We start from the raw sequence: 16,567 nt of genomic DNA, 5'->3' as shown, positions 1-16,567 counted from the left end.
TTGCTCAAGTACGCCCAACTAGCGCCACGCAGTTTGTATTCTTCACTGGCATTCTCATTTTTAGGGTATTTTCTGGAAAACAGGCCAAAAACGGAGCAATTTATTACAGAAGATAGCCTGCCTGCTTGACAAGAGGACATGATTCTGTTTATTGCGTATGTAAAAAAGCCCCTCCACTTAGCGACGTATTTTGAAATAGTTATTCGCCTCACTACCTAGATATAGATGGCAGACGTTACGGCAATCCACCTTCCGGCGCTTATCACAGACCTGGCCTTTATATTGGGCACGGCCGGTCTTACTACGCTCATATTCAAAAAACTGAAACAGCCCTTGGTGCTGGGCTACATTATTGCCGGCCTTTTGGTAGGCCCAAATTATAAGTTATTGCCCACTGTTACAGACGGTAAAACAATTCACGTCTGGGGCGAGATTGGGGTTATTTTCTTGTTGTTCAGCCTAGGTCTGGAGTTCAGTTTTAAAAAGCTGGCAAAAGTGGGCGGTACTGCATCCATCACCGCCATGACGGAAGTGGTGGGCATGATTCTTCTGGGCTACATCACGGGGCAGATACTGGGTTGGAATTTTATGGACAGCCTTTTTCTGGGCGGTATTCTTTCAATTTCATCAACCACTATTATCATAAGAGCTTTTGATGAACTGGGCGTAAAGACCCAGAAGTTTGCGGGCTTTGTCTTTGGCATTCTGGTGGTAGAAGACCTTGTGGCCATTTTGCTGTTGGTGCTACTGTCTACCGTAGCGGTGAGCCAGCAGTTTGGCGGCCAGGCCCTGCTCATGGCTATGCTTAAGTTGGCTTTCTTCTTGTCCATCTGGTTCTTGGGCGGCATTTACCTGATACCTACTTTTCTTAGGAAGGCGAGCAAGATCATGAACGCTGAGACTTTGCTCATTATCTCGGTGGCCTTGTGTCTATTGATGGTGGTATTGGCCTCAGAGGCGGGTTTCTCACCGGCTTTGGGCGCATTCATCATGGGTTCTATTCTGGCAGAGACGGTGTTTAGTGAGAAGATTGAGCACCTTACCAAATCCGTGAAAGATCTCTTTGGGGCAGTGTTTTTTGTGTCTGTGGGCATGCTCATAGACCTCTCGCATCTGGTGGACTACATAGGCCCGGTCTTAGTTATCACCCTCATCACTATTTCAGGAAAATTCTTCTTTAGCGCAATAGGCGCCCTGGCTTCTGGCCAGCCCCTTAAGCAATCCATACAGGCGGGCATGAGCTTGGCTCAGATTGGAGAGTTTTCCTTTATCATTGCCACCTTGGGCGTCACGTTAAAGGTTACCAGCAGTTACATCTATCCCATTGCTGTGGCGGTATCTGCCCTTACCACCTTTACCACGCCTTTTCTTATAAAGCTGTCTGAGCCGTTAGCTGACCGTTTAGACAAAAACCTGCCTACCCACTGGAAGAATAGGCTCAACAACTACACTACCAGCACGCAGTCTATCAGCAATGCCAGTGACTGGCAGTTGGTGTTGCGGTCCTTCGCGCAGATCATTATCAGCAACTCTGTGATCTTGATAGGGATGATCCTGATTAACACCCAATACCTGGGGCCATTGCTGACCGTCACCATTCAAAACCCCTTGTGGAGCAATCTGCTTACAGTTTTTGTGGCCATTGTGCTCATGTCGCCGTTTATCTACGCCCTCTCCATCAGAAGAATCAGGACCCGAGCCTACTCCCGGCTTTGGCGCGAGAAAAAGTATGCCCGCGGCCCTTTGCTGGGTCTGGAGATTGCCCGCATCTTGTTGGCACTTGTGTTTGTGGGGTTGTTGCTGGATCAACTATTTTCCATACAGGTGGCGCTCATTATTGCGGCTATTCTCATTGGCATCATCTTCCCGTTAATGACCCAGCGTTTGCGCAAGACCTATGACCGCATTGAGCGCCGCTTTTTGACCAATCTCAACGCCCGCGAACTGGAGAATGAATCACCCGTCAAGAAAATCCTGCCTTGGGACGCTCACTTGGCAGAGTTCAGGGTGAGCCCCGAGTCATATTTTGCTGGCAAATCTTTGATTGACCTGGCCTTGCGCGAACGCTTTGGCATTAACATAGCCCGCATAGAGCGGGGCAGAAACATCATTCCCGTTCCGCGCGGCACAGAGTTCCTGTACCCCATGGACCGCATCACGGTGATAGGCACAGATGACCAGCTGGCTGCGTTCAAACCCTATGTAGAGATTGAGGCGCCAGACATTGAAATGACCGTAGACCAGCCCGACATCTCCCTAAGGCAGTTGATAGCAGACACCAAGTTCCCCTTCCTGCACCAAAGTATCCGGGACTCTGGCATCCGGGAGAAAACCAATGGCCTTGTAGTGGGCATTGAACGCCACGGCGAACGCATCTTAAACCCAGAACCCAGCACCGTGTTTCAGTTAGAGGACATTGTCTGGCTAGCCGGTGACACGCGTTTGATTAAGTCTATTGATGGCGTAAGCTGAAAGCGCCTAGGGAATAATCTGCCAATATTTTATTCAACGAGATGTTAGCTAAGGTTGTATTGTTTAGGCTAAGTATAGTAATTTCGGTAGTTCCTGTTGACTACTAGTCACCCGCAAGAATTTAAATTTTCCTCCATCCATAACGCAGATAAGCCGAATAGTTCGGTTTATATAGTAGTTACCTGCAATACAAAATACATGAATAAATTTTTCTTGATTATTCTGCTGATAACTTTAGGAAGTTGCAGAACAGTGATAAATCAAACAGAGGTTAGAGTTGACTTAAGTGGGAAACACTTAAAAGCCATTCCAAAAAGTGTATTGGACAATAAAAATATTGAGTTTTTAGACTTAGGAAGTAGCGAGATTACTTTTTATCCGCCACTTTCTGCTTTAAAAGACCCGAACTCAAATCACTTAACGGAACTTCCAGAAAGAATAGGAGAGCTTTCCAAGCTAAAAACCTTAATCCTAAACACTAACAACCTTAAAAGTCTCCCGATTTCCATTACTAAACTAGAAAGGTTGGAAGTTTTAGACCTCTCAATAAATCATGAGTTAGTAATTGTTAATGAACTGGAAAAATCAAAGAAGCTCCCTAGCCTAAAAACACTTAAAATCATCGATGTAAAAATGGACAGGGATGCTTACAATACATTGAAGCAGGCATTAAATCCTGACATAAAAATAATAGTAAGTATTGAAGAGTACTTCGAAAGCATGGAATAGAAGTACAGCAGGTAACAAGGTATGGGTAAAAACCTTGCTTCGCTATGGCCTTCACCCATACTAAACGTTACCTATAATTTAAAGAATGAAAATGTGCCAATTCAACTTCTTACTTACGAATGAACCTTCTGAAGATTTCTTGGTAAAAAGTATTGCATCTGAAATCGGGCTAAATTATTCAAAGCGAGAATTGAATATTATAGGCTTTCATGCTATAAATGCCTTCTTGACGACACGTACAAGTTGTGATTGTGGTTCAGTCTTAGGCAAGAACTATCGAGAGAATTCTTCTGAACCTGACTGGCAAAAGGAAAAGAAAAAGCTTGAGAGGAAAAAGTTTTCAAATAAAAGAACAGAATTACTTTTAGAACAGAGGAGAAACGAATTTGCAGAGAGGAATTCAGAGGCTGTTGAAAAGGAATTAAGAGAATCCAGAAAATGGATTGAATTTATACATGACCCTCGATTGAAAAAACAGCTTAGTAAAATAGGCATTTTATACCACCAATTCTCTGGAAGACTGGAAGATGAAAAAATCAAAATTGGAGTAGAAAGTCAAATTTCATCTAACAAGGTCAATGTTGAATTCTTAAGAAACATACAAGAAGATGAAATTGTATGGGTGCAATTAAAATAACACCTATAGGTAACAACGTGTAGGCAAGGCCTTCAGCTTCAGACTTCGCCCGCAATAAGAGTTAGGTCTTGAAACCAATATTGCTGTAATCTCTAATAACTAAAACACAATACCTTATCTAAACAGACCTCGCTGCAAGTCTCCAATTTTGGCGAAGGCTCAAAACCCATTTTCAGCCTGTTTTCCAGAAAACAGCCTAAAAACGAAAAGCGGAAGCTGTTTGCACAACCTCCGCTTTTCTATCAAACAGAGAAGACATTTTCACATCTCCTCATTTCCAAATCTTCACATCACTTAGTACGCTCTGGCAAAATACACACGGCGCTTAGAAGGCTGACCGGTGACCATGTCTACGCCCTCTTCTTCTGGCGTGTCCAAGGCGATGCAACGGATAGTCGCTTTGGTTTCTTCCTTGATGCGCTCTTCGGTTTCGGGCGTGCCGTCCCAGTGCGCCAGGATGAAGCCCGGCTTCTCGTCTAGCAGGCGCTTGAACTCATCATAAGAGTCTACCTTGGTGGTATTGGCTTCTCTAAAGTCAAAGGCACGTTGATAGATGTTGGCTTGTATCTCATCCAACAAAGCAGGCACTAGGTTCACCAAGTCATCAAACTGTTGCGAGGTTTTCTCTTTGGTGTCACGGCGGGCTACTTCGGCGGTGCCGTTCTCTAAGTCACGTCCACCAATAGCAATACGCACCGGTACGCCTTTCAATTCCCATTCGGCAAACTTGAAGCCCGGGCGCTCAGTGTCGCGGTCGTCAAACTTCACAGAGATGCCTTTGGCTTCTAACTGTTTCTTAAGCGCCAAGACTTTCTCAGAGATTTGCGCCAATTGTTCTTCGCCTTTGTAGATAGGTACAATCACCACTTGGATAGGCGCCAACTTTGGAGGAAGCACCAAACCTTCGTCATCTGAGTGGGCCATCACCAAGGCACCCATCAAACGGGTACTCACGCCCCAAGACGTTCCCCACACATATTCCAAACCGCCTTCTTTGGTGGCGTACTTCACGTCAAATGCCTGCGCGAAGTTCTGGCCCAAGAAGTGAGACGTACCAGCCTGCAAGGCTTTGCCGTCTTGCATCAAGCCTTCAATGCAGTAGGTGTCCAATGCTCCGGCAAAACGCTCATTTGGGGTTTTCTTGCCGCGTACCACTGGTAGCGCCAGGAAGTTCTCTGCAAAATCTGCGTACACGTGCAACATGCGCTCGGTTTCCTCTACGGCTTCCTTAGCGGTGGCATGGGCGGTGTGGCCTTCTTGCCACAGAAACTCAGCGGTACGCAGGAACAAGCGCGTGCGCATTTCCCAGCGCACTACGTTGGCCCATTGGTTGATGAGCAACGGCAAGTCGCGGTAGCTTTGAATCCAGCCCTTGTAGGTGCTCCAGATGATGGCCTCTGAGGTTGGCCGAACAATTAGTTCTTCTTCAAGTTTAGCATTAGGGTCTACGCGTAGTTTGCCGGGCTTGTCAGGGTCGTTTTGCAGGCGGTAGTGGGTGACCACGGCGCATTCCTTGGCAAAACCTTCGGCGTTCTGCTCTTCGGCCTCAAACAAACTTTTGGGTACAAATAGGGGAAAGTAGGCGTTGGAGTGTCCTGTAGCTTTAAACATGTCATCCAGGACGCGTTGCATTTTCTCCCAGATGGCGTACCCATACGGTTTTATGACCATACAGCCGCGCACGGCAGAATTTTCTGCCAGACCGGCTTTTTTTACCAACTCATTGTACCAGAGGGAATAATCCTCACTGCGCTTAGGCAACCCTTTGCTCATTTTATGTATCTTTACTAGAGTGAATTATATAGCGAATGTCTAATTTTCGGCATGGAATTTGCTTATTTTTTCTTGATCGCATTCCATACCTTTTCGGGTCAAAAATACGTTAATATATCATAATAGAATTCGGGTCAAAAATACGTTAATATATCATAATAGAAACGTTGGCGAACCGGATACTAGTGATACTTGGCTTCGTGTTTGAATAAAGCGTCCTAACCCAACTACTCTTTTTACCTGTACTATAATGAACCACTATACAAATAAAGTCCTGTTGCTACCTCTGCTGGGTTTCTTGATGGCGGGTTGTAGCACCTCATCAAACTTGCAGACCAGCGAGACAGATGATGTTTATTTCTCTTCTTCAGACAAAGTCACCTACGTGGAACCCACGTATGAGCAGCGCTCAGAGACGACCCGGGAGGACAGAGGCGAGTACCAAAGCTCTTCTGAGGACATCACGGAGCGCGTAAGCGACCCAGAGACCTACCAGGATGACCGCCGTACGCGCCGCAACAACAATGACCCGTACCAGTACTCGTACTATGATGCGCCGTTTGGCAATCCGTATTACGCTTACTCGCCATATTATTCCCCATCCAGGTATTACTCACGAGCCATGATGTATGACCCGTGGTATGATCCATTCTACGACCCGTTCTACAGACCTATGGTGGTGTATGATCCGTTCTGGCCACGCCCTATGTACAGCGGGGTAATGATATCCATTGGCTTGGGCTGGGGTAATCCTTGGGGCTACGGCTACAACCCGTACAGATACGGCTATGGTTATAACCCGTACCGTTACGGTGGCGGTTTCTATGACGGGTTCTACAGAGGTGACGTGTATGCCCGCAAGGTTGCCTATGGCCGTCGTAATGACCGCTCTACCAATGTGGGAGTGGGCGCGGCCTCCAGAACAGGGGCCCGCGACAGCAGAAACAACGTTTCTACACAAAGCACCAGAAACTCAAGAACGGCGCCAGACGGAGTGATCAGGTCTTCCCGTAGTTCAGACGGAACGGCTTATCCTACTCGCAGACGTACAGATTCTTCGCCAGCCCGGGTAGAGGGCACGCAGCAGAACTCTAACTCGCGGTCAAGTGAGGGACAAAGCGCACCGCCGGTAAGACGCCGTAGAGATGCGCCAGAGGCTTCTACCCAAAGTGAAAGCCGTCCAAGAGTACAGCCGCGCACGTCGTATGAGCCGTCGCGTACTTCTGAGCCGTCACGTTCTTCTTATGAGCCATCGCGCTCTAGCTCTTCTTCCTCATCATCTGGGAGCAGTGGCAGCAGCAGTTCTGGTTCTTCAAGCTCAGGTTCTTCTAGAAGGGGCCGAAACTAATCCACTTCCCAATCTAAAACATGAAAAAATACAGCATCCTTTTAGCCTGCCTGGCCTTGCTAGGCAGTGCTAGAGAGGGCTTTGCCCAGAATGAGGCAGACGTCCTTAGATATTCCCGCACAGACTTTGGCGGCACCGCCCGCACCCTGGGACTTAGCGGCGCCAGCGTGGCCCTGGGCGGCGATGCCGGAACGTTAACGTCAAACCCCGCGGGACTTGGCTTGTTCAGACGCTCAGAGGTGACGGTTTCTGCCGGCTTGAACTTTAATAATACCACCGGAAACGTCTATGGCTCTTCGGCCTCAGATAACCGCAACAACATGAACATCCCGCAGCTGGGCATTGTCATCTCCAGACGCAAGGCAGATGACGAAGAAGGCGACTGGCGCTCTGGCGCTTTTGGCATTGGCTTTACGCGCGTAAACAACTTTAACCAGCGCCAGGCTTACCAAGGTACGCACCCAGAGGGCGGTTTAAAGTTTGCTGAATACGCTGACCAGTTGGCCAACCTGTACGGGGTAAGCAACACGTCAGACTACTTTTACATTGAAGACCTGGCTTTTGCCACGGGCTTGATTGACTATGACGCGGCCGGCCAGTTCTACTACGCACCAGACTATTCTTTCACGCCAGATAATAATGATGACCCTATCTCTAGAGTACGCGTGGCTACGCCTTTTTCTGAAAGAATTGTCACCAGCGGCTCACAGAATCAATGGGACTTTTCTTACGGCGCCAGTTTCAGGGACAAGTTTTTCATTGGCGGTTCATTGGGCTTGACCAACGTGCGTTTTAAGAGGACCAGAACCTACAGTGAAGTGGGGCCTACCACGGCTCAGAACAGCCAGTCAGCCTTAGAAGATTTGACACTGCGCGATGATCTGTTAACCGAAGGTTCTGGGGTAATGCTGAAGGTGGGCGCCATCTTCCGCCCTTCTGATGTCTTACGTTTAGGGGTTTCTGTGCAGACGCCTACCTGGTATACGCTTACAGACCGCTACAGCTCTAGCTTAACGGTCAACTTCAAGCCTGGCACTTTTGATGACGCCTACGCAACTACCCTGCCCGGCGAGTATGAATACAGCATGACCACCCCGTTTAGAGCCAGCGGCGGTGCCGCCGTCTTTCTGGGCAAGAATGGCTTCATCACGGCAGACGTGGAGTACGTAGACTACAGCAACGGCCGCCTGAGTGCAGACGATGAGTCTTTTAACACCGCCAACAACGCCGCCAAAAACACATACCAAAGCGCTTTAAACTATAGATTAGGTGCCGAAGGCAGATTTAACATCTTTAGAGTACGCGGTGGATTTGGCTATTACGGTGACCCGTTCAAAGACAGTGACGTGGACCAGTCTAAGACCTTCTTGACGGGTGGCTTGGGGATTAAGCAGACCAACTACTTCATTGATGCGGCTCTGGTGTATAGCAAATACAAGAGTCTGTACAGCCCATATACCAACTTAGAGGCCGGTCAGACTAATTCTATCTACACAGACGCTGTCACCCCACTAGTAGAAAGCGATCACAAGAACACCAATTTTGTAGTAACGGTTGGTTGGAATTTCTAAGCTTCGTTTTTGGCCTGATTTCCAGAAAACAGGCCAAAAACGAAGTTAAAAAGAGAAGGCCTCTCCTGATGATTCAGGAGAGGCCTTCTCTTTTCTAAGCTATCTAGTATGAATTAGATGTGTAGCGCTCTGTTCTCCGTAGCGGCTAAGCAGGCTTCTTTCATGGCTTCTGTGTAGGTTGGGTGGGCATGACTCATCCGCGCGATGTCCTCGGCAGACGCTCTGAATTCCATGGCTACTACGGCTTCTGCAATCATGTCTGCGGCGCGTGGTCCGATCATGTGCACACCCAGAATCTCATCTGTCTGCGCATCTGCCAGTACCTTCACAAAACCGTCTGTATCCATGGACGCCTTTGCGCGACCCGAGGCTTTGAACGGGAAAGAACCAGATTTGTAGGCACGGCCCTGTTCTTTCAACTGCTCCTCATTTAGACCCACACCGGCTACTTCTGGCCAGGTGTAAACCACGCCTGGGATCAGGTTATAGTTGATATGCGGTTTCTGACCTACTATCTGCTCGGCAACTAGTACACCTTCTTCTTCGGCTTTATGCGCTAGCATAGCACCGCGTACTACATCGCCTATGGCGTAGATGCCCGGTACGTTGGTTTGCAAGTGGTCATCTACGGCAATCATACCGCGCTCTGCCAATTGCACACCTGCGTTTTCTAAACCTAGGCCTTCGGTATATGGTTTACGGCCCACCGATACAAGGCAATAGTCGCCTTCCATGGTGATGGTTTCGCCTTTAGGCGTTTCTGCGGTCACTTTCACCACGTCTCCTTCTACCTGCGCTCCCGTCACTTTATGCCCGAAGAAGAATTGGAAGCCCAAAGTCTTCTTCAAAACGCGCTGTAGTTCTTTGCCTAAGGCACGGTCCATAGTCGGGATGAGGGCATCTGTGTATTCTACCACAGATACTTTCGCGCCCAAGCGCGCATAAACAGAACCTAGCTCTAAGCCAATTACGCCACCGCCAATCACAATCATGTGCTTAGGCACCTCTTTCAAAGTCAAGGCCTCGGTAGAAGTGATGATGCGGTTTTTATCAATAGGCAAGAATGGCAAATTCACCGGCTTAGAACCCGTGGCAATAATGGTCTTGTCGGTTTCAATCTGCTGTTCGGCGCCGTCCTGACCGGTAATTTTGATGGTGTTCTTGTTCACGAAAGAGCCAAGACCGTTGTAGACGTCAATCTTGTTCTTCTTCATGAGGTAGGCAATACCGTCGTTGTTCGACTTAATCACGCCACTCTTGCGGTTAATCATCTGCTCCAAGTTCACCTGCAAGTTTTCCAAATCAATGCCGTGCTCTTTGAAAGTGTGCGCCGCGTTGTGATAGTGCTCAGATGAATCCAACAAAGCCTTAGACGGAATACAGCCTACGTTTAAGCACGTACCGCCCAAAACTGAATACTTTTCAATGATGGCTGTTTTCAGACCCAACTGCGCACAGCGAATGGCTGCTACATAGCCTCCCGGACCTGACCCAATGACCGTTACATCGTATTTCATGCTCTTTCTTTTTATGTGAAGAAAAGGCCCCGTTCCTACTTTTCCCAAGCAGTACGGAGCCTTTCGTTTTTAACTTATTTTCTGGAAAACATGCCTAAAACGGAAATTAAACTCCGAGTAATAAACGCATTGGATCTTCCAGCAATTCTTTTACTCTCACCAAGAAGCTAACTGACTCACGACCGTCAATGATGCGGTGGTCATACGAAAGTGCCAAGTACATCATTGGACGAATCTCCACTTGGTTGTTGATGGCCACAGGGCGATTCACGATGTTGTGCATACCCAATATAGCCGACTGCGGTGCGTTGATGATTGGCGTAGACATCATAGACCCAAACACGCCACCGTTAGTGATGGTGAAGGTACCACCAGTCATCTCGTCAATGCCCAGTTTGTTCTCACGCGCACGCTTAGCTAGACGCACTACTTCTTTCTCAATACCGTCCAAGCTGAGGCCTTCAGCGTTACGGATAACCGGAACTACCAAGCCTTTAGGCGCAGACACGGCAATGGAGATATCGCAGAAGTCGTTGAAGATCATCTCGCCGCCGTCAATCTGAGCATTTACCGCTGGCCACTCTTTTAGCGCAACAGTACATGCCTTGATAAAGAAGGACATGAATCCTAAACCAACTTCGTGCTTCTCTTTGAACTTATCTTTGAACTTGGCTCTGATGTCCATGATGGGTTTCATGTCTACCTCATTGAAGGTAGTCAACATGGCCGTCTCGTTTTTCACCGACACCAATCTGCGGGCGACCGTCTTGCGCAACGAGCTCATCTTCTCACGGCGTGAGTTTCTTGAACCTGCTACTGCTGGAGCTGATGCCTGAGCTGAAGAAGTTGGAGCAGATGCCGCTGGTTGAGCAACAGGAGCCGCCGGACGAGCCTGAGCGTTCTGTGCGTCTTCTTTGGTGATGCGTCCGTCACGGCCAGAGCCGCTTACGTCTGAGGCAGAGATGCCTTTCTCAGAAAGAATCTTGCCGGCCGCTGGTGACGGCGTTCCGCTGGCATAGGTAGAAGCACCACCCGCTGGAGCAGAAGCCGCTTGCGCTGGCTGTGCGGCAGGAGCGCTTGACTTAGGCGCACCAGAACTGACACCTACCTCAATACGGCAGATGGTCGCACCAATCTCTACGGTTTCACCTTCTTGCGCTACAATGCGCAATACGCCGGCAGCCTCGGCTGGTAACTCAAACGTAGCTTTGTCAGATTCCAGTTCGCATAGCACTTCATCCATGTTCACTTGGTCGCCGTCGGCTTTCAACCATTTGGCAATAGTCACCTCGGTGATAGACTCACCTACCGTTGGGATTTTGATATCTAGGGTTTGACCTGTACCAGCGCTAGCTTGTCCGGCGCCGCCGCCTTCTGTTGGTTGGTTCTGGGCATCGCGGCTTGGCACTTGCTCGGCTACCGTAGTACTCTGTGGGTCAGAAACGGTTTTAGATTCTACCATACCTTCCTGCGAAGTGGCGGCGGCTGGTTTAGGCGCAGAAGCACCGTCTCCAGAACCTTCAATCACGCAGATAACCGCACCTATCGGAATGGTATCGCCTTCTTGCGCTTGAATACGAAGTACTCCAGCGGCTTCGGCGGGTAGTTCAAAGGTGGCCTTGTCAGACTCCAGCTCACAGATGATTTCATCCATGGCAACCTGGTCACCGTCTTGCTTTAACCATTTGGCAACGGTTACCTCGGTGATGGATTCGCCGACTACCGGCACTTTCACTTCTAATGACATATCTTTTTGATTAAGATTAACTTAACACGCTTCCGTTTTTGGGCTAATTCCTGAAAAGTAGCACAAAAACGGAAGCTTTCTTTCTTAATTATATTGCAAATGCTTTTTCTACAATGGCGCGTTGCTCTTTCTGATGCACTTTGTTGTAACCAGTAGCCGGCGATGAGCTAGACTTACGGGAAACCACGTCTACCACTTCATTGCGCATTACGCTTAAAATGTAGGTCCAGGCACCCATGTTGTAAGGCTCTTCCTGTACCCAGTATACTTGGGCGTTCGGGTATTTAGCCAGCTCAGCCTGCAACTGCACTTTAGGGAACGGATGCAACTGCTCCAGACGAATGATGGCTACATCGGTGCGGCCTGTCTTCTGCTGTTCTTCCAATAGATCATAATATACCTTGCCAGCACACAGCAACACCTTGCTCACCGCGGCAGCGTCTACAAAACCGTCGCCAATCACTTCCTGGAACGAGCCTTGCGTGAAGTCTTCAATAGGTGACATCACCGCTTGATGACGCAACATAGACTTAGGTGACATGTGGATACACGGCTTTCTATACGGTGTAGCCAACTGACGACGCAGCATGTGGAAGAAGTTAGCCGGGGTGGTACAGGCGGTTACGTACATGTTGTATTCGGCGGCCAACTGCAAGAAGCGCTCTGGGCGGGCGTTGGAGTGCTCCGGACCCTGGCCCTCATAGCCGTGCGGCAACAGCATCACCACGCCATTCATGCGCTGCCACTTAGACTCTGTAGAAGAGATGAACTGGTCAATCATGACCTGCGCGCCGTTGGCGAAATCCCCGAACTGGGCTTCCCAAATTACCAAGGCATTCGGGTTGGCCATCGCGTAGCCAAATTCATACCCTAGCACGCCATACTCAGAAAGCAGGGAGTTGTAGATATGCAGTTGCTGCTGGCCTTCGGCGATGTGGTTCAAGTTGGTATAGGCGGCGCTGGTGTTGGCGTCATGTAAGACTGCATGACGGTGAGAGAATGTACCGCGTTGCACGTCCTGACCGCTCATGCGCACAATCTTACCTTCTAACAAAATAGACCCATAGGCCAATAGTTCAGCTGAAGCCCAGTTCAAAGAGCGGGCATTGAAGAACATATCCTGGCGCTCTTTGGTCAGTTTCTCAATCTGCTTGAGCGGCTTGAAGTTCTCTGGAAGCGTAGTCAAGGCTTTTCCTACCTGCTCAATTGCCTCTATAGAAATACCGGTCTGAGGCGACTGGTCAAAATCTTCTGGGGTTGAACGGCGTAGTTCTTGCCATTCTTTCTCCAGGTTTTGGTAATTGTAAGGCAAGGGCTTCTGCTTGACCATGTCCAGGCGGTCCTGCAACATGTTTCTGAACTGCTTGTCCATCTCCTCAGCCACCTGCGCGTCTACATCACCGCGGCTCACCAGGGTTTTGTTGTAGATCTCGCGTGGGTTCTGGTGCTTGGAGATTAAGTTATATAGCTGAGGTTGCGTGAACTTAGGTTCATCTGCCTCGTTGTGGCCATGGCGGCGGTAACACACCATGTCAATGAAGATGTCATTCTTGAATTTCTGACGATACTCGGTGGCCAGACGCACGGCAAATACCACTGCTTCTGGGTCGTCTCCGTTCACGTGCAGGACTGGCGCGTCTACTACCTTGGCCAAGTCTGTGCTGTAGATAGAAGAACGGGCATCTTCAAAGTCAGTCGTGAAACCAACCTGATTATTAATGACAAAATGAACCGTACCACCGGTGCCGTAGCCTTCCAGCTTGGCCATTTGGATAAGCTCATACCCAATGCCCTGACCCGCTACGGCAGCATCGCCGTGAATTAAAATAGGCAAGATCTTGCTGGAGTCTTTGCCATACATGGTATCAATCTTGGCGCGCACAAAGCCTTCTACTACCGGGTTCACCGCCTCTAAGTGAGAAGGGTTAGGCGCCAGTTTCAAGTTCACTTTGTGGCCAGATGGCGTCTCTACCTCACTGGAGTAACCCATGTGGTATTTCACGTCTCCATCACCCATAGTCAAATCTGGCACGGCCGTTCCCTCAAACTCAGAGAAGATCTGCTCATAGGTTTTGCCCATGATGTTGGCCAGCACGTTTAATCTGCCACGGTGGGCCATGCCAATCACCACTTCCTGCACGCCTAATTCGGCGCCCTTGTCAATGATGGCATCCAAGGCTGGAATGGTAGTCTCGCCGCCCTCTAGCGAGAAGCGCTTCTGCCCTAAGAACTTAGTATGTAAGAAGTTCTCAAACACCACCGCCTCGTTCAGCTTAGAAAGGATGCGCTTTTTGTATTCTATGGATGGGTTGAATGCCAGAGACTCTTTCTCCACCTTGGTTTTGAACCACTCCAGAACTTCTGGGTCCCGGATGTACATGAACTCAAACCCGATGGTGCGTTCATAGATGGTTTGCAGGGCGTTGATGATGTCACGCAGCTTGGCATTGCCTAAGCCAAGCTCGGCCCCAGACTGGAATGACGTATCTAAGTCAGCCTCAGACAGGCCAAATTCCTGGATGTCTAAGCGCGCTTTTCTGTCTTTTCTTGGGCGCACCGGGTTGGTTTTGGCTCTTAGGTGAGCGCGGGAGCGGTACGCGTGTATTAAATTGCGCACCTGTATTTCTTTGTCTACTGCCGTGGCAGAAGCACCAGCAGGTTGGCCTTGCGTTGCTGTGGCAGCACCGGCACCATTCTCTCCGGGATAATTATCAGAGAACTCGTAGCCTTCAAAAAATTTTCGCCATCCAAACTCCACTGATTCTGGATCCTGCTGGAACTGCTTATAGAGCTCGTCTATATAAGTCCCGTGGGCATTAGCGATATAAGAGTATTTATCCATAAGTATGTATGCTTCTTTACTAGACAATGCCAATGTAAAGAAAGGTTTTTAAAGTGATGTCTCTTTTATTCGCATAAGCAAATATAAGTGATTATCAATTGATAGGCTATAGGAGGCAGCACTTGGCCTACAAATGGAAGAAGTGCAACAATTCCTTACGGAATTACCCTAAAAAAGATAAGAGGATAAAACCAGACGTTCTTACCGATTAGAACTGATTCTACAAGAGAATATTATTTGTCTCTGAACCGGACAAGGGAGGTCACCTGGTTTTTTTGGAGCTGGACGTCGGTCTCGGCGCTCTTCTGGATTTTAACACCTCCTTTGGCATCTATTACCACAGATTTCTTGCGCCAGCCTTGTACAGATGATTTGTCAATTACCTGGTCATTGCCCTTGCCGCCGTACATGTAGATAGTAGAGCCAACCAGTACGTCTCCCTTAATATCAAAGAAGTCATCACCGTCTAATCCGTGCAAGTGAATTTTGTTGGTCTCATTGGCAAAGAAGGTTCTACTATAGTTGCGGCTCACATTGGCCCCGTTTTCATTGACTCTAAATACCTCCACCACCGTTCTACCCTGTGATAGGCGCTGCACCAAAAACCGTTCTGGCTCATCAGAACCTGCTACTATGACTTCTTTGGCCAGAATGTGATAATACTCGTCAGCGGCTCTAGGCAATTGCTGTCTTCTGCTTCTTAAAATGTCCAACGTTTGTTGGCCTACCAACTCATAAATAGCCGGCGGAAACTGCTTTACGGCCTGCTGCAGCACAGAATCAGATAAATCTGCCTGAATCTCGCGGGCAATGCGCCTGAAATCTGCCAGAGAAACCTCAGACAAGGCGCGGGCATCTAAGAAAGAGGCATTGATGGTAAGGCCATATACGTCTCTAAAAGTGGGGTGAAAAGACTCAAACTTGCGCGCCGCAAACTTACGGGTGGCTATCCAGGGCAAGACGCCGTCATCATACCAGCAAAGTGCCTGGTCACGGTCTTTGGGGATGGGCTTGTACCAGGTCTCAGTGCCTTGCTTGTATTCGGCCCAGTCCCATTGGCCTTCATGCCGGTCCCAGTCGCTCAGCAGTAAATCTAAGAGCCGGGCCCGCACAAAAGCCCATTGATCTATCTTATGGTGAGTGGATTGGAATCTGCGCTGCAACACCACTTCAGTACCAACCAGGTCTTTGGCGGCTCCAAATTTCTTGGTAAGAGATGCCTTAGAAGTAAACTTTTCTTCAATCAGAAAAAGCCGGTTACTGAAGAGATGAGAATGTTGCCTAAAGTCCTTGTCTGAGGGCAAGACAAAGACCAGTTTTGGTGATGGATGAAACACGCCAATAGCCTCGGCGAGCGGCGCCACCACTAAAGCGGCGTACGGATTGGTGGCAGAGACCTGGTCGCGCACAAAACTGCCCACAAAGGTCTTCCGCCAGAAAGGGGAAAGGACGCTGATGGGGTCCTTGTCTAAGGAGCGAAGGGCCCATTTGTGGCCCGCAGTGTCTGTGAGCGTGAGGCTGGTGGTTTGCATGCCGCCGCCTAGCTTCTCCATGCGCAGGCCGCCGGCAATCTTGTCCATATGAAAGACCTCGGCCTTGACGGGCGTGGCCCAGACCGCGCGGTAATGCTTGCCCAAGAAGAACTCCCCTATCTTACTTATCTGGTAATGGGCACCGGCGCTGGCCGTGACACTGTCTGGCGGATTGAGCAAATGGCGGTTCTCTCCAAAGAAGTCGCCGGATTGTAACGTACTGGAGGCAGGATGATTAGGAAAGAAGTACCTGGCCACCCCAAACAGGAAGATGAATAGTACTAGGGCCAGAAAAAGCTTCTTCATGGTAAACACGCAATCTTAGTTGAACCGCTTTACCTTAAAACCCGTCTAAAGGTTAGCAGAAGTGCCTACCGTTTTTGGCTTCTTTTTCTGAAA

Annotated in this window: 10 protein-coding genes; 5 read left to right on the top strand and 5 right to left on the bottom strand. The window is 48.9% G+C overall.

What is annotated here, in order from left to right; translation table 11 throughout:
• The first annotated feature begins 225 nt into the window (after positions 1-225).
• The 3 genes from ABD880_RS15050 to ABD880_RS15040 all read left to right on the top strand — a co-directional run bounded on the left by ABD880_RS15050 (position 226) and on the right by ABD880_RS15040 (position 3,838).
• Positions 226-2,472, top strand: a complete 2,247-nt coding sequence (locus ABD880_RS15050; RefSeq protein WP_345167808.1) for a monovalent cation:proton antiporter family protein — start codon at positions 226-228, stop codon at positions 2,470-2,472.
• Between the two features lie 198 nt (positions 2,473-2,670).
• Positions 2,671-3,201, top strand: a complete 531-nt coding sequence (locus tag ABD880_RS15045) for a leucine-rich repeat domain-containing protein (RefSeq protein ID WP_345167805.1) — start codon at positions 2,671-2,673, stop codon at positions 3,199-3,201.
• An 85-nt stretch (positions 3,202-3,286) separates the two neighbouring features.
• Entirely contained in the window at positions 3,287-3,838 is a 552-nt protein-coding gene (locus ABD880_RS15040) for a hypothetical protein (RefSeq protein WP_345167803.1), read from the top strand.
• A 294-nt stretch (positions 3,839-4,132) separates the two neighbouring features.
• On the opposite strand, the gene proS is transcribed toward ABD880_RS15040, so the two are convergent.
• Positions 4,133-5,611: a proline--tRNA ligase gene (gene proS, locus ABD880_RS15035; RefSeq protein ID WP_345167801.1), complete on the bottom strand. Its 1,479-nt coding sequence runs from the start codon at positions 5,609-5,611 to the stop codon at positions 4,133-4,135.
• A 250-nt stretch (positions 5,612-5,861) separates the two neighbouring features.
• On the opposite strand from proS, the gene ABD880_RS15030 reads away from it, so the two are divergent.
• Together ABD880_RS15030 and ABD880_RS15025 are read left to right on the top strand one after the other, a co-directional pair.
• Positions 5,862-6,959, top strand: a complete 1,098-nt coding sequence (locus ABD880_RS15030; protein ID WP_345167800.1) for a C2orf78 family protein — start codon at positions 5,862-5,864, stop codon at positions 6,957-6,959.
• 20 nt (positions 6,960-6,979) lie between these two features.
• On the top strand, positions 6,980-8,530 hold the full coding sequence (locus tag ABD880_RS15025) for an OmpP1/FadL family transporter (RefSeq protein ID WP_345167797.1): 1,551 nt from the start codon (positions 6,980-6,982) through the stop codon (positions 8,528-8,530).
• A 113-nt stretch (positions 8,531-8,643) separates the two neighbouring features.
• Here the strand turns inward: ABD880_RS15025 and lpdA are convergent, their stop codons facing one another.
• From lpdA to ABD880_RS15005, 4 genes are all read right to left on the bottom strand, one after another.
• A complete protein-coding gene (gene lpdA / locus ABD880_RS15020) occupies positions 8,644-10,047 on the bottom strand; it encodes a dihydrolipoyl dehydrogenase (protein ID WP_345167794.1) in 1,404 nt (467 codons plus the stop codon).
• A 106-nt stretch (positions 10,048-10,153) separates the two neighbouring features.
• Positions 10,154-11,794, bottom strand: coding sequence for a 2-oxoglutarate dehydrogenase complex dihydrolipoyllysine-residue succinyltransferase (gene odhB / locus ABD880_RS15015; RefSeq protein ID WP_345167792.1), 1,641 nt, complete (start codon positions 11,792-11,794; stop codon positions 10,154-10,156).
• A gap of 88 nt (positions 11,795-11,882) precedes the next feature.
• Complete coding sequence (locus tag ABD880_RS15010) at positions 11,883-14,636, bottom strand: 2-oxoglutarate dehydrogenase E1 component (RefSeq protein WP_345167790.1); 2,754 nt, start codon at positions 14,634-14,636, stop codon at positions 11,883-11,885.
• 233 nt (positions 14,637-14,869) lie between these two features.
• Positions 14,870-16,474: a hypothetical protein gene (locus ABD880_RS15005; protein ID WP_345167787.1), complete on the bottom strand. Its 1,605-nt coding sequence runs from the start codon at positions 16,472-16,474 to the stop codon at positions 14,870-14,872.
• Between the last annotated feature and the right edge of the window lie 93 nt (positions 16,475-16,567).

It is taken from the genome of Nibribacter koreensis (assembly GCF_039541795.1).
GTDB lineage: Bacteria > Bacteroidota > Bacteroidia > Cytophagales > Hymenobacteraceae > Nibribacter > Nibribacter koreensis.
Note: the sequence above shows the minus strand (reverse complement) of the source record. Positions and strands in the feature narration are given on the sequence as shown.